The organism is Chitinophaga sp. G7 BAM 1005, from assembly GCF_057126945.1.
The window spans coordinates 890,801-913,007 of the sequence record NZ_CP181478.1; the positions used below are offsets into that span (position 1 = coordinate 890,801).

Sequence of the window (22,207 nt, forward strand, 5' to 3'; positions counted from 1 at the left end):
CGGAGCGGGGTACGGCGGCTAATGCGTTTAGCTGCTGCTATCCTAAATTCAATACATCCCGCATGGTGAACACGCCGGTTTTGCCTTTCAGCCATTCTGCCGCCACTACGGCGCCGGCTGCAAAGCCTTCACGGGAGTGGGCGGTGTGTGTGATGGAAATATCGTCGATGGCGGAAGTATACGTTACAGTGTGTGTGCCCGGCGCCGGATCAATCCTTTTAGAGATGATGGGGAGTACTTCCGGTTGATTGCTTTCTTCGTTTACCCAGCCGGTTTTGCGGCTTACGGCGGCCAGCACCTGTTCTGCCAGTGTGATGGCGGTACCGCTTGGCGCGTCTTTTTTATGGGTATGATGGATCTCTTCCATCTTTACGTTGTATTGTGGCTGGCCGGCCATGAGGGCAGCCAGTTTCTTATTCAGTTCAAAGAAAATATTTACGCCGATGCTGAAATTGGTGGCGTGGATGAAAGCCTGTTTTTTTTCCAGGCAAAGCGCTTTTATTTCCGGCAGTTTATCCAGCCAGCCGGTGGTACCGGATACCACAGGAACATTTGCGTCAAAGCACTTTAAGATGTTGTGGTAGGCTGTTTCAGGCGTGGTAAACTCGATGGCTACATCTGCCTGGCCGAGGTGTTCTTTTTCCAGCAGGTGTTTGCTGCCGACGTCTACCCGGAGTATTATTTCGTGTCCTTTGGCAGTGGCAATCGCATCTATTGCCTGTCCCATTTTACCATATCCGATGAGCGCTATTTTCATGACCCTTGCAAGTTGTATTTAAAGTTGATGTATTAATGGTGATCAGCGGCCGGCGAAGTACCGGCTTTTGCCCTTTTTACCGCCAAAAGAAATATTTACGCCGATGCCCAGTGTACGGTTGTTGATGATGGTGGGGGAAACGCGCATGCTCAGGTCGTCCGACATATCGAAATTGCGGAGATGTGCAAATACGGTGGCATCTATAATGTTTACGCCATAGGCCAGGATGAAGAACAGCACGGAATAATCCACATATTGCCGGAACTGGTCGCGGCCCACCTTCAGTGATTCGGTATCGTAAGGTTTGGTATCCGGGCTGGTGTCGTTGGTATCCGGGTTGCCATCTACCCGGAGGCGGTAAGCATCGCGGTACAGCTTGTAGGTCTTCATGTTATCCACAAAGAAATAAACGCAGGTACCAATGGCGGCATATGCAATTGGAATTTTCCAGTATTCTTTATTGTATGCCTGTCCCAGACCTGGCACCACGGCGGAGTAAAGGGCTGCTTTACGCGGGCTGTGGGGGAGTTTGGAATCAGGGATATAAGCGCTGTCTGTGAAGATGGCCCTGTTGGCTTTTACAGTATCCGTACCTGGTGCAGGTATGGGCCGGATGATGGTATCCATTGTTTTGGCGACCGGGCGCAGGGTATCCTGCTGTGCGTGCACTGGCAAAACCACTACAGCCGCGATTAGAAACAACAAAAAGTATCGTAGTGAATGAAATATGTATTGAGCCTTATTAGCCACCGTATATATCTATTTTTTCCAGGATACTATCCAGCTCTTCATCCGAATAGAATTCAATTAAAATGCTGCCTTTACCGCTCTTTCCCCTGTCCAGTTTTACTTTGGTAGAGAAGTGAGTGGCGAGTTTGTCCTGTATTTTCTGAAAAGCAGGAGGTAGTTTTGCTTTGGCGGCTTTTTGCTGATGGTTTTTATCGGCCTGATTGATGGTGCGGGCCAGTTCTTCCGTTTGGCGTACAGACAGTCCGTTTTTCAGGATTTCATTATACAGGAAGAGTTGGTTTTCCACATTTTCCACGCCGGTGAGTACGCGGGCGTGTCCCATGCTGAGCTGGCCGTTGCGTACGGCCACCTGGATATCCGGGGGAAGTTTCAGCAGGCGTATATAGTTGGTAACGGTACTTCTTTCTTTGCCCATGCGGTCGGCCACCTGTTCCTGGGTGAGACTGCATTCGTCCATGAGTCTTTTGTAGCTGAGGCCGACTTCAATAGCGTTCAGGTTTTCCCGTTGCAGGTTTTCCAGCAGGGCGAGTTCCAGGAGTTCCTGGTCGTTTACCTGGCGGATATATGCGGGGATATCTTTGAGTCCGGCGAGTTTGCTGGCTCTCAGGCGTCTTTCACCGGCGATCAGCTGAAATTTTTTGGCGCTGATCCTTGATACGGTGATAGGCTGGATAACATCGTGCAGTTTGATCGACTGGCTTAACTCCTGTAAAGAAACCTCATCAAAGTCACGACGCGGCTGTTTCGGATTGGTGGCAATCAGATCCAGAGATATGCGTTCTATACCGGTAGCAGCAGCTACTACCTTATCACCCAGGGCGCCGGCAGTGTGCTTCAGATCTGTATCGATGTTTTGAAGCAGTGAGCGGATGCCTTTACCCAGCGCCTCTTTCTTACTTGGATTGCTCATCGTTTATAGCTAGGATTTTGTCTTTGGATTTAATTTTGGTGAAATCATGTTTCTGCAGGATTTCCTTTGCCAGGTTGAGATAGTTGATAGCACCAGTGCTGGCAGCATCATACATAATAACGGATTTACCGAAGCTGGGAGCTTCTCCCAGTTTGGTATTGCGGTGGATGATGGTATTGAACACACTTTCTTCAAAATGTTGTTTTACTTCATCCACTACCTGGTTGCTCAGGCGCAGGCGACCATCGTACATGGTCATCAGAATGCCTTCAATTTCCAGTTCTATATTCAGGCGGCTTTGTACAATTTTGATGGTATTGAGCAGTTTGCCGAGTCCTTCCAGTGCAAAAAACTCACATTGAACGGGTATGATCACGGAGTTGGAGGCTACGAGGGCATTTACGGTGATAAGGCCGAGGGAAGGGGAGCAGTCTACAATAACAAAGTCGTAGTCCGCTTCCACGGTATCGATTACCTGTTTCATCACTCTTTCCCTGCTGGGATGATTGATGAGTTCCAGTTCAGCGCCTACCAGGTCTATATGAGAAGGCAATACCTTCAGGTTGGGAGTATCTGATTCCAGGATAACGTCTTTGGCCAGCACGTCGTTCACCATACAATCGTACAGGCTCTGCTGCACATTGCGCAGGTCGAAACCCAGCCCTGTGGTGCTGTTTGCCTGCGGATCGGCGTCAACCAGCAGTGTCTTAAATTCCAGCACAGCCAGGCTGCTTGCCAGGTTTATTGCACTTGTAGTTTTTCCTACGCCACCTTTCTGGTTAGCGATTGCGATTATTCTAGCCATTGTGTAATTTAAAAATTCAAAGGTTATTTATAGGATAAAGGATAAATCAGCAATGATCACTTCTTCCTCAAACCTCTATGGTACTACCTATTTCGGGTAGTAACAGTTCAAGCCCGGCATCAATAAACTGCATCTTTGCTTCATCTGTATCAATCTTAACGTAGCCGAAAGTGTTGTAGTGTACCCCGATTATCTTCTCACATTCTATCATTTCAGCGGCTGCAATGGCATCTTCGATGCCCATTGTGAAATTATCGCCAATTGGCAGTATTGCAAAATCCAGGGAGGTAACAGCTGGTACCAGCTCCATATCCACGGTGAGTGCAGTATCGCCGGCATAGTAAAAGTTCCCTTCTTCCGTCATAAATATAAAACCCATCGGATTACCGCCGTAGGTTCCATCGGGTAAACTGCTGGAATGCTGTGCCGCCACGCATTTTACCGTACCGAATTCAAATTTCCATTTACCGCCGGTATTCATGGGATGCAGCTTTTCGATCCCCTGTTTACCCGCCCAGGTCACAATCTCAAAATTGGATACTACTGTTGCATTGGTCCGTTTTGCCAGGTCCACCAGGTCGGCCGTATGATCTTCATGTCCGTGGGAAACAAAAATATAGTCCGCCGTTATGGCATGGATATCTACCTTAGCCGCCAGTTCATTATGGGTGATGAAAGGATCAAACAGGATCTTTTTCCCCATAATTTCCACTGCAAAACAGGAATGTCCGTAGCAAGTATACTTCATAATTAATCCATTTGAATTCATCACGACAACTTCCGGGGAAATTTATTCTCCGTAATCCGTGATTAATCTACACCTTATATTTAAAAGTAACTCTATTAAAAGTAGCGTAACCGGACAAAAATACAACGATTACGTAAAATTCGGGTGCTGCAGTATATTTATTTATACACAAACTGTTCGCAGAACAAGCCCCGTAAGCTGTTAACGGGTTAATTTTTAGCCAGTTTCAGCAGGAGTAAGATTAATATATTAATAAAATATTAAAATTATTGTGGTGTACTGGTCAGCCAGCAAATGTACTGTTTCTCTTTTCTTAATAAAAAAAATAAAAACATACAATTCTTCGCGTTGTTATTCGTCTTGTAGGTACAACCACCGGTTTTAACTTTTCAGACCCGGTTAGTTATGTTAAATTGCTTAATCATTACATTTCTATATTAAATTTCTATAATGCGACCCGGACTTAATTCCGTTATACTCATCATTTTCCTTTTGTTACTGGATATTTATGTTTTCCAGGCGATAAGGGCAATGGTGTATATGTCTACTCCCAAAGTAAGGAACGTCACCTATTCCATTTACTGGTTTATATCCATTTCCGTTGTGCTGATGATAGCGTTGTTGCCCTATATCAACTGGCATAACTGGCCGTCTACGCTGAAATCATACCTGATGGCTATTTTCATGGGCCTGGTATTGGCGAAGCTGTTGGTAACAGTGTTCCTGCTCATAGACGATGTGAGAAGGGGCGTACTGTGGCTGATCCGTAAATTCAGCAGTGCGCCGGCAATGGCTGCAACGCCGGCAGCAGGCGGATTATCACGGTCACAGTTTATTAACCGGCTGGGACTCATCACCGGCGGCGCTTTTTTTGGAACGCTGCTATACGGATTCTCCAATAAATACAACTACCGGGTACATAAAATTAAAATGGCCTTCAGCCATCTGCCGGCCTCCTTTAAGGGGTTGCGGATTGTACAGATTTCCGATATCCATTCCGGCAGTTTTGCTAACCGGGAGGCGGTAATGAAGGGTATTAAGATGATCAATGATCAGAAGGCCGACCTGGTGTTGTTTACCGGCGACCTGGTAAACGACCGGGCGGTGGAAATGGCCGAATGGCTGGACGTATTCCGCGAGGTGAAAGCCCCGATGGGCGTGTATTCCACCCTGGGTAACCACGACTATGGCGATTATTACCCCTGGCCGGATAAAAACGCCAATGGCTACAGTGCATTGCAGCACCAGAACCTGGAGGACCTAAAAGCGGTGCATGGCAAGCTGGGCTGGAAGCTGATGATGAATGAGAACGTGGTGCTGGACCGCAACGGGGAGCAGATTGCGCTGATTGGTATTGAAAACTGGAGCGCTATCAAACGTTTCCCCCGTTATGGCGACCTGAAAAGGGCGTACGAGGGAGCGGAACATATACCGTTTAAAATTTTACTGTCGCACGATCCCACCCACTGGAATGCCCAGGTGCGCACAGAGTATCCCGATATTGCCCTGATGCTGGCGGGCCATACCCACGGTATGCAGTTTGGCGTGGAAATACCCGGTTTGAAATGGAGTCCTGCCCAGTATTTTTATAAAGAGTGGGCGGGGTTATATAAGAAAGGGGAACAGTTCCTGTATGTAAACAGGGGCTTCGGATTTCTTGGCTATCCCGGAAGAGTGGGTATCCTGCCGGAAATTACGGTGATAGACCTGGTATAAAAAGGTATTGTACGCATTGACCGACAGAAAAGCATTGTTTAACCACATATTCGTCCTGTTCGCGGATGTGGGGTTAAACGGTACTGATTTACGCTTATCTTGCAAGCGACGTACTTTTTAAAACATGCGCCTATACTTCTTAACCTTCCTGTTGTTATGTAGCCGTGTAGCATCGGGACAAAGCCTGGCAGAGCTGGAGCGACAGCTGGATTCGCTGTTACAGAAACAGCAGAAAAGCGAATTAGTGGCCGGTATCGGGTATGGGAACAATCCTGCTTATGGCAGTAAAGTGGCCAATTTTGAATATCCCCTTGTACTAAAAACATTCGTAGCGCCTTCTTTAAGTTATTATCATAAAAGCGGCCTGTATGCAGGCGTTAGCGCCTATTATCTTTTTAATTCCGTGAATAAGCCCTGGTTTGAATGGGACTTTACCGCCGGTTACGACTATACGAAAAACAGGAATTTTCTTAGCGGGGTCTCCTATACGAAATATATTTTTGCCGATTCTTCAGACGTTCCTTCCACACCCATCAAGAATGAAATTTTTGCCTACTTCTATTACCGGAAATGGTGGGTACAACCCGGTTTGAGCCTGGATTACGGCTGGGGAAAACATGTGTCGGAAGGCTTATATACCAAAGAAACGCTGCATGGCAATGATTTTAATATTATTGCATCTGTAAGGCATCCCTTTATTTTTTCCGGCGTTATAGGACAATTTGATGTATTGATGGTTACGCCTTCTGTGAACATGACGCTGGGAACGGCTAACTACTACAGCAACCTCAAAGCATTTCAGTATATCAGCCGGTCGCCCCATATGGTGAAGCTCAAAAACCCTCCCGGGGGGGAACTTAATTTTGAGGATCACACCGAATTTGAACCCCGTGCGATAGATGTAACGATGAATGTATCCTATTTTATTGGCCGGGTAAACCTGGCGCCCTCCTATACGGTTTTTAAGCCCTTAACCGGTACAGATCAGGGGATTATGAGTTATTTCACGGCCCGTATTTTATACAGTTTTTGATTTCATTAACAAATAGCACGGAATTTGTAATTACTGGAAATGTAATTACAACATAGGGGTATTTTTTACTCCGGACGTCTATATTTTAACCATTACTAACAATACATAGATTTATGAAAAAACTGTTTTTCGCCGTAGCAGTGCTGATGATAGCTGCTGTTTCAACCGTGTCAACTGTTAATGCACAAACAAAATTCCTTCGCTTTGGTGTGAAAGGTGGTGCTAATCTTGGAAAGCTTGATGGAGAAGGTTTTCAGGATGGATTTAAATTGGGATATCATCTTGGTGCTTTTGCACAGGTAAATCTGGTAAAGGGATTTGGTGTACAGGGAGAACTGGTATTCTCATCTACCAAAACTGAAACGACAGACAAATTCAGTTCTATTTATGAAAATGTAAGTACATCAGAAGATCGCAAAAATGTTAGCCTGAATTATCTGAGTATTCCTTTACTAGCTAATATTGACTTAGGTACGCCTCGTTTAAAATTGCAGGTAGGGCCTCAGTTTGGTGCGTTAGTTAGTGATAAAAAAGTATTGGGAGCCGCTAACGAAGCATTCAAGGGCGGAGAAATTTCCGGCGTGGCTGGTTTATGGCTACAGCTGCCAATTATCAACGTGAGTGCTCGTTACATTATTGGCTTTAATGACGTAAAAGGACTTAATAGTATTGCCAGCACTGATAACTGGAAAAACCAGAGCATCCAGCTGGGTGTAGGCGTATCTTTCTAGTATTTCGCGTTTAGCGTTAACTTTTGATGAAGCAGCAAAGATTAAAGTGTATACTTTATCTTTGCTGCTTTTTTTTGTGAGAAAAGGAAGCTGCTACGCATTCTTCCGTTCCTGCCAGAGCGTCACTTGGCATCAAACTTGACTATATAGGGATACATAAAAAAAAGAGGACTTTTGCCGGGTTGTATGACAGAATGTCCTCATGAGGCTTTAAATATCTCAGATGAATAGATTTTATTTAGGAAATTCGGAAGATGAAATGGAGTTCATGCCTATTATCCCTTTGAACGAAGACGGGGAAGGACAGGAGGATGAAAAGATTCCCGATGAACTGGCATTATTACCATTACGAAATACAGTATTGTTTCCGGGTGTTGTGCTGCCGATTACGGTGGGCCGGGATAAATCTATAAAAGCGGTGAATGACGCCTACAAAACCGACAAATCGATCGGGGTGGTAGCGCAGAAAGACAGTACGATAGAAGATCCGGCTGTGGCGGATCTGAGTGAAGTGGGCACAGTGGCGCGTATTGTAAAGCTCATTAAAATGCCTGATGGTGGCACCACTATCATCATACAGGGCCGCAAGCGCTTTAAGATAGATGAAATAGTGACGGACGATCCCTATTTCAAAGCCAAGATCAGTGTGCTGAACGATGAGGCGGCGGAAGATGATTCAGAATTTGAAGCGTATATATCTTCCATTAAGGACCTGGCAGCACAGATCATTCAGCTTTCCCCCAACCTGCCTTCAGAAGCGAGCATCATCCTGAAGAACATAGAGAACCCTTCTTTCCTGGTGCATTTTGTTTCTTCCAACCTGAACTCCGACCTGAAAGAAAAGCAGCAGCTACTGGAGATCAATAACCTGCGTACCCGTGCGGAACTGCTGATGAAGCTGTTGCAAACGGAATTACAGCTGGCAGAGCTGAAGAACAAGATCACCAACAAAACGAAGGCCGACCTGGATAAGCAGCAGCGGGATTATTTCCTGCAGCAGCAGATGAAGTCGATCAAGGAGGAGCTTGGTGGAGACGCCAACGACCGGGAGCTGAAGGAAATGAAGCGGAAGGCAGAAGAAAAGAAATGGCCGGCTGCCGCTGCGGAAGCTTTTTCAAAAGGGATTGAGAAGCTGGAGCGTATGCATCCGAGCACACCGGATTACAGCGTGGTGTACAATCACCTGGATCTGTTGCTGGACCTGCCCTGGGGCGAGTATACCACCGATAGTTATGACCTGAAAAAGGCAAAGAAGATATTAGACCATGACCATTACGGCATGGAGAAAATAAAGGAGCGTATCCTGGAATACCTGGCGGTGCTGAAACTGAAAGGGGATATGAAGTCGCCCATTCTGTGTTTCGTAGGCCCTCCGGGTATTGGTAAAACCTCCCTGGGACGATCTATAGCCAACGCTGTGGGCCGTAAATATGTTCGCCTGAGTTTGGGTGGTTTACACGATGAAAGTGAGATCCGCGGGCACCGTAAAACCTATATCGGCGCCATGCCGGGCAGGGTGGTACAGTCGATCCGTAAAATAAAATCATCGAACCCGGTGATGATACTGGATGAAATTGATAAGATTGGTAACGACATGCGCGGCGATCCGAGTTCTGCATTGCTGGAGGTACTGGACCCTGAACAGAACAGTACCTTTTACGATAATTACCTGGAGCTGGAATATGACCTGAGCAAGGTATTGTTCATTGCTACTGCCAACAATATCAACTCTATTCACCCGGCGCTGCGCGACAGGCTGGAGATCATTGATCTGAGCGGGTATTCTATCGAAGAAAAAGTAGAGATCGCCAAAAGGCACCTGTTGCCCAAGCAAAAGGATGCGCATGGTTTGAAGGATACAAAAGTAAAGATCAGCAATACGGTGATTGAGCAGCTGATAGCCGATTACACCCGTGAGAGCGGCGTACGTGAGCTGGACAGGCAGTTTGCCGCCATTATGCGTAACCTGGCCAAACAGGTAGCGATGGATGAGAAGTTACCGGATGCATTAACCGAAGAAGGGCTTCAGAAAATATTGGGTAAACCCCGTTATTCCAATGAAATCTATAAGGTTGGTAATCCGCCGGGAGTAGCGGTGGGGCTTGCCTGGACATATGTAGGCGGCGATATTCTTTTCATAGAAAGCAGTTTGAGCGAGGGTAAGGGGGATCTGAAGCTAACGGGTAACCTCGGTAATGTGATGAAGGAATCCGCCGTTACAGCGTTGACTTATCTGCAATCCCATGCGGAGGAATCGGGTATTGATCCGAAGAAGTTTACGCAGAAGAGTGTGCATGTGCATGTGCCGGAGGGGGCTGTTCCAAAAGATGGTCCGAGTGCGGGTATTACCATGCTAACTGCATTGGCTTCTGTATTTACGGGCCGGAGGGTAAAATCCTACCTGGCTATGACGGGTGAGATTACACTTCGCGGGCAGGTATTACCGGTAGGTGGTATTAAGGAAAAAATACTGGCCGCCAAAAGGGCAGGTATCCGTGAGATTATTCTTTGCTGGCAAAATGAAAAAGATATTAAGGATATCAATCCGTCTTATATAAAGGGGATGAAATTTCATTATGTGAGGCAAATGAACCAAGTACTGGAAATAGCGTTATTAAAGAAGTAAGCACGCGTAACATTGCTGCCAGTCATGACGGCAAACTATATACTGTTCATACCGGTTTTGTTGTGACCCCGTTATGAACTTCATGTTGATTGTTTTAAGGGTTGATAAAGCCATTCCATTAATCCGGAATGGCTTTATTGTTTTGTGTAAGTTAGTCGGCCAGCTGTCTTTTATACAGCTGGATAGTATTTTCCAGTCCGAAGTAGAGTGCATCGCATACGAGTGCGTGACCGATGGATACTTCTTTCAGCTGTGGTATGTGCAGTTTAAAGAAGCGGAGGTTATCGAGGTTGAGATCGTGGCCGGCGTTGAGGTCCAGGCCGATAGCGGTGGCTTCTCTGGCGGTATTTTTATAGTCGTTGAACAGCTGCAGGTTTTGCGGCTGTGTGCGTGCGTTCGTATATTCTTCTGCGTAAGGGCCGGTATATAGTTCTATACGGTCGGCGCCTGCGGTTTTAGCGCCTTCTACTTTTGTAACATCTGCATTGAGGAAGATGGAAACCCTGATCCCTGCTTTTTTGAGGGTGGAGATCACCTCTTTCAGTTGTGACTGGTAAGCGATGGTATCCCATCCGGTGTTGGAGGTGATGGCATCCGGCGGATCGGGTACCAATGTGCATTGGTGAGGTTTAACGGCCAGCACGAGGTCCATAAAGTCCTGGGAAGGATATCCTTCGATATTGAACTCTGTGGTGACCAGTGGTTTCAGGTCTCTTACGTCCTGGTAGCGGATATGGCGTTCATCGGGGCGGGGGTGAACGGTGATCCCGTCGGCACCGAAGCGTTCACAATCCTGGGCCACTTTTAATATATCCGGTAGATTGCCTCCACGTGCGTTGCGCAGGGTAGCAAACTTATTGATGTTTACACTCAGCTTTGTCATGCGGCAAAATTACGGCTTTTAGCTTTTACAAAAAATGCAGCGGAGAAAAAGTAGTGACTTCTTCTCCGCTGCATTTGTATTGGTTAGTTGTAAAAAACTAGTATCTGTAGTAGTCTGGTTTGAATGGACCTTCTGCAGGAATACCGAGGTATTCAGATTGTGCGGTGGTGAGTACATCCAGTTCCACGCCTACTTTTTTCAGGTGGAGACGGGCAACTTTTTCATCCAGGTGTTTAGGCAGTACGTATACTTTGTTTTCGTAGTTTTCTGAGTGCAGCCACAGTTCCAGCTGAGCCAGTACCTGGTTGGTGAAGGAGTTACTCATTACGAAAGAAGGGTGACCGGTAGCGCAACCGAGGTTTACCAGGCGGCCTTCAGCCAGCAGGATGATATCTTTACCATCGATGGTGTATTTATCTACCTGTGGTTTAATTTCAACTTTAGTGTTGCCGTAGTTTTTGTTTAACCAGGCTACATCGATTTCGATATCGAAGTGACCGATATTGGAAACGATGCATTTATCTTTCATCAGTTTGAAGTGTTCGCCGGTGATGATATCGCGGCAACCGGTGGTGGTTACGATGATATCGGCTTCTTTAACGGCGTCGTTCATTTTCTTTACTTCATAACCTTCCATTGCAGCCTGTAAAGCGCAGATAGGGTCAATTTCAGTAACGATAACGCGGGCGCCTGCACCTCTCAGTGATTCAGCGGAACCTTTACCTACATCGCCAAAACCGGCAACAACGGCAACTTTGCCGGCAATCATCACATCTGTAGCGCGACGGATCGCATCTACGCAGGATTCGCGGCAACCGTATTTGTTATCGAATTTGGATTTGGTAACGGAGTCGTTGATGTTGATAGCCGGCATTGGTAAAGTACCTGCTTTCATGCGATCGTATAAACGGTGAACACCGGTAGTGGTTTCTTCACTCAGGCCCTTGATGTGCTGGATCAGCTCAGGGTATTTATCAAACACCATGTTGGTGAGATCACCACCATCGTCCAGGATCATATTCAGCGGACGGTCGGGGCTGCCAAAGAACAGGGTTTGTTCAATACACCAGTCGAAGTCTGCTTCATTCAGACCTTTCCAGGCAAATACGGGTATTCCTGCAGCGGCGATAGCGGCGGCGGCGTGATCCTGCGTAGAGAATATATTGCAGGAGCTCCAGCGTACCTCGGCTCCGAGGGCTACCAGGGTTTCTATTAATACGGCAGTTTGGATAGTCATATGCAAACAACCAGCAACACGTGCACCTTGCAATGGTTTGCTGTTACCATATTCTTCTCTCAATGACATCAGTCCGGGCATTTCGGCTTCTGCCAGTTCTATCTCTTTACGACCCCAGGCCGCGAGAGACATGTCTTTTACCTTGTATCCGAGGCTAAAGTCAATGTTTGATTTTGCAATTGTTGACATTCTGAATTGTTTTTTGCAAATCTAGGGTTATTTTAACTTTTAACATAACCACCCCGCATATATAAGGCGTTATAAGCCCTAAAAATTTGTTAATCACTGTTTCCTGCCCCCCTGACTTATGGTTAGATAAATTAATTTGATTTAATATAAATATTATTATAGATTTGCTAATTAAAATATATGATTTTATATTTAATTGTTTGGAGATGTATGACAGGTGGAAGGGTATAGCATAATTGTAGAAATCATAAAAAACGCCCATGAGTGCGTCTTAGGCGCCCACCATCGCACGATTTGACAGATATATAATTGCCGGCGGGCTGGTTTTTCAGTTTCATCAGAAGAGAAGAAGAAACAACATAGAAGCCTGCCGGGAGAGCCAATTAGAGATTCGCATATAGGGTTTTACAAAGGACTGTTTTATCATTTTTGACTTAAAATCTATATGTATAAATAGAAATTTACACGCTTATATGTTACTCCTTTCCTATCCTACGAAATTAATTAAGCAAGGTATGCCCCATCGTATCCACGTGTTCCTGTGCCAGGCGTTATTCCTGATAGCCGCTTTTTCCCTGATCAGCACGGGTGTGCAGGCACAGGTAACCATCAATCCGCTTGGAGGTAATACGCTTACCGATGGATTAAGGATAAAGATCAATACGGATGGCACCTACGAGGTAACGAGGAACGGGCGATCAGAATCCAGGAAGGAAAATTCAAGCTCGGTGATGGGGATCCGGTCGAATTTCAAGATGCAGAATACCACCGGTTTTGTTACCCCTACGCCGTTTGACATTAACTTTGAGAAAATATCCGAGGTAATGGGTTCCGGTACAGTTGCGGATCCTTATAAGGTTTGTTTGGTTGATTCCCTCTCGTATTATGAAAATGCAGGAAAGGGGCCGTTTGTAGCCACCGTGTTGATGACCATTACCTACGTTGTACCTAACAGTTATTTTGTACTCGATTATACTTTTTATAACGACCGGCCTTCCACCACTTTTTACCTGTACCTGAGTGAATTTCCCACCATGCAGGATGATCCGGTGAGTCCTATACTGGACAATAACAGAAGTGCTACCGGGTACATGAATCCTCCGGGTGGTGGTCCCAATCCGGATATCGTAGGGTTTATAAGGCCACCGGGTTTTAATGCTGATTATCCCAACGCTACGGTAGGGGAATTTTCACATACCTATCACGCCTATACGACATTTTCTTCCTATGTGGCCAAGTCGGCGGGAGACAGGCAGGTCTTTAACAACTTCCAGCTGGTAAACGCAATTGATGAAGGAGGCGTAAATACGGCTCCTAAAGGACTGGCAGCAGCGATCACCCTCGGCATGAAACCAACTACCAAAGCCATTGGTACCCGCGTGGCGGTAGACTATGGATATAATAATACACCAGTTCATATAAATCTCCAGGGATCGCCCCTTAGTACGGGTACTGATCCTATTTCCGTGTCGTTTGAGAAGGATTCCGCCAACGGCGCTGAAGGAAACAACGGGGATCTCAACTCACCTAACCTGTACCTGGTAGTGAACAATAATGCTACCATTACCTCGGAGATGTATGTGAAAGTGGCACTGGTACCTCCATCGGGAGGATTGCACAACGCAGTACAGGGTACTGACTTTACTTTTTACGGCGGGTTTATGATTCCTGCAAAGGCATATGTTGCGGGAGACAAAATACAGTTAAGTAACATAAAGATCATCGGGAACAATGCCCTGGAATACAGCAGGCACATGACCTTTCAGCTGGTACCTGTCACAGAAAATAAACTGGTAAACATTACCGGGAAAACCACTTGCGTATACACTATCCAGGATGATGAGCCGAAACATATTACTTTGTCGGCTCCGGCAAAGATCCGCGAAGGCATTATTGATTCCGTGCGTGTAACGCTTCCTCCCGGGGTGCTGGCATCCGAAAGAACGCAGGTAGATCTATCGGTGGTGGCGGCAGGCACAGAGACTATTGCATCAGATTTTACCTATGATAATGTTGCCTATATAGAGATAGGTTCCAACGGGGTAAGTATCCCCGTAAGACCTGTAAAAGACAGTATCCTGGAAAAGGATGAACTGGTGAATTTCAAAGCGGATGCGGTGGTGATGGGACAACCCCAAAGCGCTTCCAAATCCCTGCAAATTGAAGATGCCAGCCGCCTTGATCCTACGTTAACGGTGCTTTCTTTTGTAACAGATGATCCGGCGTTGCTGAAAGAGCCTTACGACGGACTGGTAACCATTTCTTTGCCAACCGGTGTTACTACAGATCTGCCCATTGATGTGATCATCAATAAAAAAAGTACCTCTACTGCTACAGATGTTACAGACTATGAACTTGCCGGTCCTGTTACTATTCCACAGGGCGCCGGCGGCATCACCCTTCCTTTCAAAATTAAAAGTGATAATGCGATAGAAGGCACAGAGAAAATAGAGATCGAACTGGCTGCATCAGATCCTATCCCTTCCACTACTTATACCACAACTGTTACTCCTTTTGTAGTGAATATTACAGATGCGCAGCTGCCTATGACGGCTCCCATCATCTTACATATTTCTGCCAACAGCATTAATGAAGGCACTTCACCGGGAGTATGGGCAGAACTGCCTGCAGGACTTAGCACCGAAATTCCTATCCAGGTTAACTTTACACCCGGTGGCTCCTCCACGGCAGCAGCGGGCGCCTATACTTTTCCTTCCGGCACAGTAACTATACCTGCTGCCAGAACGCTTTCAGATACAGTAATAGTTGGCACCGCTGCCAACCAGGTGTTTGATGACACCCGCAGGCTGGTATTAGTGGGAAGCACCGCAGATGCAGGTATTCTGATAAAGGATAGTATTACGCTCACTATCAATGACGCTACCTCTCCGGCCCAGAAGATATTAACCATTGCCCCGCTGACGTATCACCTGCCTGAAGGCGATAGTACCCGTTTTACTATTGCGCTGCCTGCCGGATATACCTCTGCAAAAGACATTACAATTGCGCTGACAAGAAAAGTGGCCGGCTCTGACGCCGGGGTTACAGATTTTGGCTGGATTACAGAGGATACCATCCGGTTACCGGCCAATACAACTTCTCCTTATACTACTACCTACACTGTAATTAATGCAGTGGGTGATGATCATATTATTGAAAAAGATGAACGACTGGGCCTGACAGGCAGTGTATTTGGTTCAACCGGATACACGTTGTCAGATACAGCCATCATTATAGATGATGCCACGCGAAGAGATGCGAACGCCACAAAGATCACGTTCACGCTGCCATCTGCGGCGGTGAATGAAAATACTACCAACAATATCGGCTTCAGCTTACCTGCCGGTATAACCACCGAGGTACCGATTAAGATTACATTGGGTGGCGCTACTGGTACGGCTACACGTAATACAGATTACTACCTGCCTGCGGATACTACCTTTACGGGTGCGTCCGGCGTGGCTGTATTAAAAGTAGCATCGGATATTTTAGTAGAAGATGCAGAAGATATACATGTTACACCTGTAGTAAGTGATGCACTCAGCACAGTGTATACCTTCCTTCCTGCCACGATGGATATGAGCATTGGAGATGCGCAGTATCCTTTCCCTGCGGGCGACTCCGTGTTGCTGACCAGTACACCTGACCCGGTAACGGAAGGTGGTTCCGTTATTATTACCGCTACCTTTCCGCATGGCTGGAAAGCCGGCAAAGCGTGGACCATCAACCTGGCGAAAGATGCGGTGCGGTCAACGACGGCTGATACCAGTCATGGTACAATCCCTGCTTCCGTGACCATTGCGGCCAACGCCTTATCCGGTACCACCACAGCCATCACCACTAATACCAATAATGTATTTGACGACGATGGATTTATAAAAGTAGATGGCAATGCAGGCAACACCAACATGCCGGCTACCAGCGCGATCATCAATATCACGGATGGTACTGATCCTGCGCAGAAGAAGCTGACATTAACCGCAGTAACTACTCCGCTTGCAGAGGGCAGCAGCACTGCTTTCACGGTATCGTTACCTGCGGGTTATGCCGCCGCCAAAGATGTGGCGATTGCACTGAGCACCAATCCAACCGGCACCGATGCGGTAGCCGGTGACTATGTAACATTGCAGCCAGGCATCGTATTCCCTAAAAACAGCAACAGCTTCACTACCCCTGCACCGGTTATCAAAGCTGCTGCGGATGAAGTGATAGAAAACGATAAGCAACTGAAGATAAAGGGTACCGCTGCCGGCTATACGATTACTGATGCAGCTATTCAACTCAATGACGCCACGCGCAGGGATGCCAATAAAACAAAGATCACCTTCACGTTGCCATCAGCTGCGGTGAATGAGAACAGCACCAACAATATCGGTTTCAGTTTACCTGCCGGTGTAACCACGGAGATACCGGTTAAGATTACACTGGGCGGCGCTACCGGTACGGCTATACGTAATACGGATTACTACCTGCCTGCAGATACTACCTTTACCGGCGCTTCCGGCATTGCAGAACTGAAGGTTACATCAGATATCCTGGTAGAAGACGCAGAAGATATACATGTTACGCCTGTTGTGAGTGATGCACTCAGCACAGTGTACACCTTCCTTCCTGCCACGATGGATATGAGCATTAAGGATGCGCAGTATCCTTTCCCTGCCGGCGACTCCGTGTTGCTGACCAGCACACCTGACCCGGTAACGGAAGGTGGTTCCGTTATCATTACCGCTACCTTTCCGCATGGCTGGAAAGCCGGCAAAGCGTGGACCATCAACCTGGCGAAAGATGCGGTGCGGTCAACGACGGCTGATACCAGTCATGGTACAATCCCTGCTTCCGTGACCATTGCGGCCAACGCCTTATCCGGTACCACCACAGCCATCACCACTAATACCAATAATGTATTTGACGACGGTGGATTTATAAAAGTAGATGGTAATGCAGGCAACACCAACATGCCGGCTACCAGCGCTATCATCAATATCACGGATGGTACTGATCCTGCGCAGAAGAAGCTGACCTTAACCGCAGTAACTACTCCGCTTGCAGAGGGCAGCAGCACTGCTTTCACGGTATCGTTACCTGCAGGTTATGCCGCCGCCAAAGATGTGGCGATTGCACTGAGCACCAATCCAACCGGCACCGATGCGGCGGCCGGCGACTATGTAACATTGCAGCCAGGTATCGTGTTGCCGAAAAACAGCAACACTTTCACCACCCCTGCACCGGTTATCAAAGCCGCTGCGGATGAAGTGATAGAAAACGATAAGCAACTGAAGATAAAGGGTACCGCTACCGGCTATACGATTACTGATGCAGCTATTCAACTCAATGACGCCACGCGCAGGGATGCCAATAAAACAAAGATCACCTTCACGTTGCCGTCAGCTGCGGTGAATGAGAACAGTACTAACAATATTGGTTTTAGTTTACCTGCCGGTGTAACCACGGAGATACCGGTTAAGATTGCACTGGGCGGCGCTACTGGTACGGCTACACGTAATACGGATTACTACCTGCCCGCGGATACTACCTTTACCGGCGCTTCCGGCGTGGCGGTATTAAAAGTGGTATCGGATGTTTTAGTAGAAGATGCAGAAGATATACATATTACACCTGTTGTGAGTGATGCACTCAGCACGGTGTACACCTTCCTTCCTGTTACGATGGATATGAGCATTAAAGATGCGCAGTATCCTTTCCCTGCCGGTGATTCCATTATCCTGGGCAGCTCGCCTGATAGTATTTATGAAGGAAGCAGCGCTGTTATTACCGCTACCTTCCCGCATGGCTGGATAGCCGGTAAAGACTGGGTGATTAACCTGGCGAAAGATGCTGTATCTTCTACGGTGGCGGATGCCCGTCACACGGCAGTACCAGCCAGCGTTACCATCCTCAATACTACATCCGCTGCCTCTACTTCAGCCATTACCGCAGGTACCAATGCGATACTGGATGATGAAGGTATGCTGATCATTGATGGCAACAAGGGCAATACTAACATGCCAGCCACCAGTGCAGGCGTGTACATAAAGGATTACACCGAGAAACAACCTAACGCAAGAAAAATGACGCTTACCCCGGATGCCACTCTGGTTCCGGAAGGCAATAAAGTGATGGTGACCGTAACAGTGCCCTATGCGTCTACAAAAGATGTAAGCATCCAGCTGGCAGTAGATAATGCACTTACTACCGCCAAGAACGTTGATGACTATACGCTATCGGCTACTTCCTATGTGTTGCCGCACGGACAAACCACCGCCACCTTTGAACTACTGAAAACTGCGGCTGATAAGGTACTGGAAAAGAATGAATCATTGGTAGTGAATGCTACCGTTAACGGATATACGGTGAATAACCTCCCGCTGGCAATACAGGATCTTACCCGCAACGATCCCGCTAACCTGGCATTAAACATTACGGCCTGGAAAACACCATTGACAGAAGGAGATAGCGGCGCTGTAACTATTGGTTTGCCTGCCGGCGTTACCACCGATGTACCTGTTCATATATTACTGCCACAATCGGCAGGCAGCGCAGAAGCCGGACCGGATTATGCGCTGGCGCCTGATGTGTATCTGAACACCGGCAACAGTATTGTTACCGGACTGAAGGTTAAGAAAGATAACTTCACAGAAGGCCCGGAAAACTTTACCATCAATACCAGCGCTACCGATGGAATCAGTACTTACACCATTAATAAACCGGTGTTTATCATCGATGATGATCCGACACAATATCCGTTGCCGGCTCCTGTTGTGCTTAACAGTACACTGGCTGCTATTGATGAAAATGGTTCCGGCGCTGTGCTGAGTGTGCAGCTGCCAAATAACCTGCAGGCAGGTAAAGACATCACCATACATGTAACTAAAGACAACACGCTGAGTACCGCGGTAAATGCAGATCATAATGCTTTACCATCTCCCTATGATATTATTATTAATAAAGGACAAAACAAAGGCACCCATACATTTGCGCTGAAGGCGTTGAAAGACCTGGTGCTGGAAGATGATGAAAGGGTGGTATTTAAAGGAAACATTACAGATGCCACTTTTAACACCGCTATTGTAAAAGATACCACCATTACGATTAAAGACAGAACACACGATGATCCGGTTACCGGCTTCATACATCTTACTGCCGTAACTGCGGGTACTAAAGTACTGGAAGGAAATGCTTACCAGGTGAAGGTAAGCCTGGCGCCGGGTGTTACAGCCAGCAAGGATATCATTGTTACCTTAAACAGGGATGCCGCATCGGTGGCAGCAGCAGGGGATATCGATAATCTGCCGGCTACGGTGACCATTCCTGCAGGTGTACCTGAAGTTATTTTCTCCTTTACTGCCAAAACAGACTTTATACTGGAGAAACCGGAACTGTTGTGGATAGCTGCAACACCACAGGGTTTTGCAGGTATGAAGGGCGATAAATTATCTGTAACAATTGATGATGCTACGCGGTTAAATCCTGATAACCTGAAAGTAGAAATGCGTATAGACTCCTCCGTTATACACGAAGGCAGCAGCAGTGATGCAACCATCGGGTTTGTGAACAGCCAGATCACTTCTTCTGAAGATGTGGTGATTAACATCAGCAGAAACGCGGTGTCTACTGCAGATGACGCTGATTACAGCGGTGTTCCTGCGCAGGTAACACTGGCCGCCGGAGAGCATAATAAAGTATACCAACTGAAATCAACAGGCGACAATATCCTGGAAGGAGATGAGCAGCTACAGTTTACCGCGCAACTGGTAACAACAGGTTATACACTTTCCCAGCCGGGTATGGTGCTGATCCCTGAAACCGGCGATATGCGCGTGGTATTGCAAAAGAATAAAGACGCTGCCGAACCGGCCACACACGGCGCTTACACGATGAAATTACCAGGCAGCAGCACTGCCGCCGCCGATGTGAAAGTGGTGTTCTACGTAAGCAGCATTGCAGGTACTACCAATATAGCGCCGGTACAAACATCCGCAGTGATCCCTGCCGGACAAAACAGTATATCCGTTCCCGTGAATGTGATCGATAATAAAGTAATAGAAGGAGATGAGCAGGTGAAGTTGTCGCTGATGCTGGCACAAATGAAGCGGTTTAACAAGAACATCGCACTGGATGTGGATGATAAAGATACCGTTACACTGATTGTGCATGATGATGAAAGCACTGCCCCGGGCCGCGGGATGATGATCACCAAAATAGTGGATGCCACCGAGCCGGATGTAGCGGGATCTTTCCGCGTGCGGTTCTCGGACACACAATTATCTGCCGTGAAAGATGTAAATGTGACCTATACCGTTAGCGGCACTGCTGTAGCAGATACCCGTTACCGTAAACTGAGTGGTACGGTGCTGATCCCTGCGGGTCAGAATGGTACAGACATTAAAGTAACACCGATTGATAATAATATAGTAGAGGGAGATGAAGATGTGAAAGTGCAGCTGGGAGTGGTGAGCAGCAGCATGGTGGGTATTACCTGGCCGTTATCTGCCAGCGCAGCAGCCGGTGTAATCATTCATGATAACGATACGCTGGTGGTGGAAATATCGGCGGAAGCGGCTACTGCCGCAGAAGGAAGCGGGGTGAAGTTTACATTAAAATCGCCTGCGTCAGCAGCCTACGATGTGCCGGTACGCCTTCGCATTACACAGGATGCCGCCCGCACGTTTACTGCTGCGGAAGGTACGGTGAGTGGTAACATCTTAACGATTAATATGCCGGCACTCACGAAACAACATTCGTTTATTATCACTACCGGCGACAATGATATCAATGATGATGACGGGTTCCTGAAAGCAGCTATACTGCCATACATTGGTGGTAGCAGCACGCTGGTATACAAAGCCGGCGCCACTGACACCGCTGGGGTTGCCATCACGGATAACGATCCGCTGACGCTCTCCTTTGCTGCCGATAAGTTCAGTGTGAAAGAAGGCAATACCGGGGAGAACACTCCGCTGCGGTTTAACGTACAACTGAGCAGGCAAAGCTCCCGTCCGATTACGATTAATTATGATTTTGAAGCTTCCGTGGATGGGGTATCTTATCCTTATATGGACTTCAAAGCCACGCCGGGTGTTGATTTCGACAATACGGTTACTCAAACGGTGATCCCTGCGCTGCAGACTATCGGACAGCTAACGGTGAACATCAAGGGTGATACCACCTTTGAACAGAATGAAACCTTTATCCTGAAGATGACCACAGTATCGGTGCCCTCTGGTCAGCATACGCCAACTTTAGGCGAGCCATCCAAAGCTACCGGTGTGATCCTGAACGATGACCCGATGTGCGGCAGTTGTGATACCGATGGCGATGGCTTAACAGACAAGCAGGAGGATATCAATGGCAATGGTGATCCGTTTGATGACGATACAGATGGAGATGGTATTCCTAATTTCCTTGACCTGGATTCTGATGGAGACGGTGTGGCGGATTCAGTAGAGAAGTATAGTACGGATGGCCGTCAGATCAATAACAACAGTGGTAAGATCCGGGTGCATCCGGCGCTTTCCCCTAACAATGACGGTATGGGAAATGACGTGATGTACATTGAGAATATCGACAAGTATCCGAATAATGAAGTGGTGATCTTTAATCGTTGGGGCGGCGCCGTATTTAAGTTGCAGCATTACGATAACAAGTCGAAGAATTTCCGCGGTAAAGCGAATGCGGGTGGTAGCTCAGGAAACGATGTACCAGACGGCTCTTACTTCTATAATATTGAAGTAGAGATAGATGGTAAGAAAGAGCGTTACACCGGGTTTATTGTGATAAAACGTTAACGGGCATACGAATTTAAAGCAGGATGCATCTGACAAA

At 47.1% G+C, this 22,207-nt stretch carries 12 protein-coding genes; 5 read left to right on the forward strand and 7 right to left on the reverse strand.

Annotated features, from left to right (window positions below):
- Window positions 1–37 precede the first annotated feature (37 nt).
- The 5 genes from dapB to ACMXI2_RS03600 form a co-directional block, all read right to left on the reverse strand.
- On the reverse strand, window positions 38–757 hold the full coding sequence (gene dapB, locus ACMXI2_RS03580) for a 4-hydroxy-tetrahydrodipicolinate reductase (protein ID WP_483780343.1): 720 nt from the start codon (window positions 755–757) through the stop codon (window positions 38–40).
- Window positions 758–799: 42 nt separating this feature from the next.
- A complete protein-coding gene (locus tag ACMXI2_RS03585; protein WP_483782386.1) occupies window positions 800–1,426 on the reverse strand; it encodes a DUF5683 domain-containing protein in 627 nt (208 codons plus the stop codon).
- A gap of 73 nt (window positions 1,427–1,499) precedes the next feature.
- Window positions 1,500–2,417: a ParB/RepB/Spo0J family partition protein gene (locus tag ACMXI2_RS03590; RefSeq protein ID WP_483780344.1), complete on the reverse strand. Its 918-nt coding sequence runs from the start codon at window positions 2,415–2,417 to the stop codon at window positions 1,500–1,502.
- Window positions 2,401–3,222, reverse strand: a complete 822-nt coding sequence (locus ACMXI2_RS03595) for a ParA family protein (RefSeq protein ID WP_483780345.1) — start codon at window positions 3,220–3,222, stop codon at window positions 2,401–2,403. The genes ACMXI2_RS03590 and ACMXI2_RS03595 overlap by 17 nt, the downstream gene beginning before the upstream one ends.
- A 67-nt stretch (window positions 3,223–3,289) precedes the next feature.
- Window positions 3,290–3,970, reverse strand: coding sequence for a metal-dependent hydrolase (locus ACMXI2_RS03600; RefSeq protein WP_483780346.1), 681 nt, complete (start codon window positions 3,968–3,970; stop codon window positions 3,290–3,292).
- 450 nt (window positions 3,971–4,420) lie between these two features.
- On the opposite strand from ACMXI2_RS03600, the gene ACMXI2_RS03605 reads away from it, so the two are divergent.
- The 4 genes from ACMXI2_RS03605 to lon all read left to right on the forward strand — a co-directional run bounded on the left by ACMXI2_RS03605 (window position 4,421) and on the right by lon (window position 10,076).
- Complete coding sequence (locus ACMXI2_RS03605) at window positions 4,421–5,686, forward strand: metallophosphoesterase (protein WP_483780347.1); 1,266 nt, start codon at window positions 4,421–4,423, stop codon at window positions 5,684–5,686.
- 124 nt (window positions 5,687–5,810) lie between these two features.
- Window positions 5,811–6,719, forward strand: a complete 909-nt coding sequence (locus ACMXI2_RS03610; protein ID WP_483780348.1) for a hypothetical protein — start codon at window positions 5,811–5,813, stop codon at window positions 6,717–6,719.
- Window positions 6,720–6,832: 113 nt separating this feature from the next.
- On the forward strand, window positions 6,833–7,450 hold the full coding sequence (locus ACMXI2_RS03615; protein WP_483780349.1) for a porin family protein: 618 nt from the start codon (window positions 6,833–6,835) through the stop codon (window positions 7,448–7,450).
- Between the two features lie 223 nt (window positions 7,451–7,673).
- On the forward strand, window positions 7,674–10,076 hold the full coding sequence (gene lon / locus ACMXI2_RS03620) for an endopeptidase La (protein ID WP_483780350.1): 2,403 nt from the start codon (window positions 7,674–7,676) through the stop codon (window positions 10,074–10,076).
- A 151-nt stretch (window positions 10,077–10,227) separates the two neighbouring features.
- Here the strand turns inward: lon and ACMXI2_RS03625 are convergent, their stop codons facing one another.
- On the reverse strand, window positions 10,228–10,959 hold the full coding sequence (locus tag ACMXI2_RS03625; protein WP_483780351.1) for a pyridoxine 5'-phosphate synthase: 732 nt from the start codon (window positions 10,957–10,959) through the stop codon (window positions 10,228–10,230).
- Between the two features lie 97 nt (window positions 10,960–11,056).
- Complete coding sequence (ahcY, locus tag ACMXI2_RS03630) at window positions 11,057–12,385, reverse strand: adenosylhomocysteinase (RefSeq protein ID WP_483780352.1); 1,329 nt, start codon at window positions 12,383–12,385, stop codon at window positions 11,057–11,059.
- Window positions 12,386–12,900: 515 nt separating this feature from the next.
- On the opposite strand from ahcY, the gene ACMXI2_RS03635 reads away from it, so the two are divergent.
- Window positions 12,901–22,170, forward strand: a complete 9,270-nt coding sequence (locus ACMXI2_RS03635) for a T9SS type B sorting domain-containing protein (protein ID WP_483780353.1) — start codon at window positions 12,901–12,903, stop codon at window positions 22,168–22,170.
- Window positions 22,171–22,207: the final 37 nt, after the last annotated feature.

What these genes read in the sequence shown, in the direction of transcription:
- dapB (WP_483780343.1), bottom strand. Translation starts at nt 757, where the DNA reads ATGAAAATAGCGCTCATCGGATATGGTAAAATGGGACAGGCAATAGAT.
- ACMXI2_RS03590 (WP_483780344.1), bottom strand. Translation starts at nt 2,417, where the DNA reads ATGAGCAATCCAAGTAAGAAAGAGGCGCTGGGTAAAGGCATCCGCTCA.
- ACMXI2_RS03595 (WP_483780345.1), bottom strand. Translation starts at nt 3,222, where the DNA reads ATGGCTAGAATAATCGCAATCGCTAACCAGAAAGGTGGCGTAGGAAAA.
- ACMXI2_RS03600 (WP_483780346.1), bottom strand. Translation starts at nt 3,970, where the DNA reads ATGAAGTATACTTGCTACGGACATTCCTGTTTTGCAGTGGAAATTATG.
- ACMXI2_RS03605 (WP_483780347.1), top strand. Translation starts at nt 4,421, where the DNA reads ATGCGACCCGGACTTAATTCCGTTATACTCATCATTTTCCTTTTGTTA.
- ACMXI2_RS03610 (WP_483780348.1), top strand. Translation starts at nt 5,811, where the DNA reads ATGCGCCTATACTTCTTAACCTTCCTGTTGTTATGTAGCCGTGTAGCA.
- ACMXI2_RS03615 (WP_483780349.1), top strand. Translation starts at nt 6,833, where the DNA reads ATGAAAAAACTGTTTTTCGCCGTAGCAGTGCTGATGATAGCTGCTGTT.
- lon (WP_483780350.1), top strand. Translation starts at nt 7,674, where the DNA reads ATGAATAGATTTTATTTAGGAAATTCGGAAGATGAAATGGAGTTCATG.
- ACMXI2_RS03625 (WP_483780351.1), bottom strand. Translation starts at nt 10,959, where the DNA reads ATGACAAAGCTGAGTGTAAACATCAATAAGTTTGCTACCCTGCGCAAC.
- ahcY (WP_483780352.1), bottom strand. Translation starts at nt 12,385, where the DNA reads ATGTCAACAATTGCAAAATCAAACATTGACTTTAGCCTCGGATACAAG.
- ACMXI2_RS03635 (WP_483780353.1), top strand. Translation starts at nt 12,901, where the DNA reads ATGCCCCATCGTATCCACGTGTTCCTGTGCCAGGCGTTATTCCTGATA.